This window comes from Mesorhizobium sp. M7A.T.Ca.US.000.02.2.1, from assembly GCF_003996995.1.
Lineage (GTDB): Bacteria > Pseudomonadota > Alphaproteobacteria > Rhizobiales > Rhizobiaceae > Mesorhizobium.
Map to the genome: position 1 here is coordinate 1 of NZ_RZTT01000718.1, position 1597 is coordinate 1597.

2 protein-coding genes are annotated in these 1597 nt (G+C 64.9%); one reads left to right on the forward strand and one right to left on the reverse strand.

Annotation, left to right across the window (positions count from 1 at the left end; translation table 11 throughout):
• Positions 1–381 (forward strand): inositol monophosphatase family protein (locus EOD15_RS33935; RefSeq protein ID WP_281035599.1); only part of this gene is annotated, 381 nt, incomplete at its 5' end.
• Between the two features lie 98 nt (positions 382–479).
• Here the strand turns inward: EOD15_RS33935 and EOD15_RS33940 are convergent.
• A complete protein-coding gene (locus EOD15_RS33940) occupies positions 480–1457 on the reverse strand; it encodes an alpha/beta hydrolase (protein WP_127322237.1) in 978 nt (325 codons plus the stop codon).
• Positions 1458–1597 lie beyond the last annotated feature (140 nt).

Sequence of the window (1597 nt, forward strand, 5' to 3'; positions counted from 1 at the left end):
CATTATGAGGGGCCAGGCGGGCCGCGAAAACTGACGACCCGCAAGACGACGAAGTTGGACCAGGCGACGCTGTTCACCACCACGCCGGCCCTGTTCAAGGGCGAGGCGCGCAACCGTTACGATGCATTCGAAAGACAGATCCAGCTCGCCCGCTATGGCGCCGATTGCTATGCCTTCGCCATGATCGCCTCGGGAAGCGTCGACATCGTCGCCGATCCCGGATTGAAGCCCTACGACATCGTGGCGCTGATCCCGATCATCGAGAAGGCAGGCGGCGTCGTCACCACATTCGACGGCGGGCCGGCGGAACAGGGCGGCGATGTACTCGCCGCGGCGACGCCGGAACTTCATGCCGCCGCCATGGCCGCCCTGCGCGGCTAAACGAGCGTCCGCCGCCATTCAGGTGATGCCGACCGCTTGAAGCAGTCGTTTTACTGCCGGCGGCACCCCTTGGGGAGCGGGCCAGCGACCGGCGCCCGTCAGGCTGTGGGGTCGTCGCTGCCGGGAATGAAGGCGTCGAAGGCGGCGAGCAATTGCTCGCGGTAGATGTCGGCTTCCTGCAGGATTTCGTGGCGGGAGCCATCGATCATCAGCAGCGAACCGAGCCGCAGACGCCTGGCGTAGGCTTCCACGGCCCTGGTCGAGACGACCTGGTCGGCGCCGGCGGCGATGATCAGCAGCGGGACCTGGATCCGAGCCATGAAATCGGGGTCGCTGACGGCTTCCGATGCTTTCGCGGCTGCCTGCAGCCAGCGGATCGTCGGCCCGCCAAGCGCCAGTTGCGGGTATTCTTCATAGATCCGTGTGTTGCGCCGATAGCGCTCCGGGTCCGATGTCAGCTTGTTGGTCTCGAACGGGGCCGTAATCCTCGGCCGCGGACCCCAGGCGGCGTAGAGCCGGCCGAGGCCGAGAGCGCAGAACAGAGAACAGACGTGGCGAACCGTCGAGATCGAGACCGGCAGGTCGGGCAGCGTCAGGAAGGGCGCGATCAGCACCATGCGCCGGATGCGGTTCACCATTGATGGGGCGGCAAGCAGGGTGATCAAGGCACCTGCCGAATGGGCGAGGATGTAGTACGGTCCGCGGCAATCGGGCAGCACGATCTCCTCGAAGAACTGTTCGAGGTCGGCGGTGTACTCGCGGAAGCTGCTGACGTAGCCGCGCTGGTGATCGCGGATCAGCCGGTCGGAATCGCCCTGGCCGCGCCAATCGAGCGTGGCGACGCCAAAGCCGCGATCGGCAAGGTTGCGGATGGTTTCGAAATATTTCTCGATGCACTCGTTGCGGCCGGTGAGCAGGACCACGGTGCCCTTCATCGGGCGAGCGACCGCGCCGAACAGGCCGTAGCGGATATTCTTGCGGTCACGCGTGGTGAAGGAGCCGCCGGTGGCATTTTCCGGCCGCGGATTGCCCTCGATTTCGTGAAAAAGGGAGTTTTCGGTGAAAAGATCCGTCATTCGGCGCTTCGTGCTCGGCGTCTCGCATGCCCGCCTGCGCTGGCCGGCTCCGCTAAGGTGATAGACTCCCATGCGCCAAAAGCCAAGGAATTCCCGGTGAAGGGAAGGCTGCATCAGGGAAGGCCGGAAGCCGCTTGAAC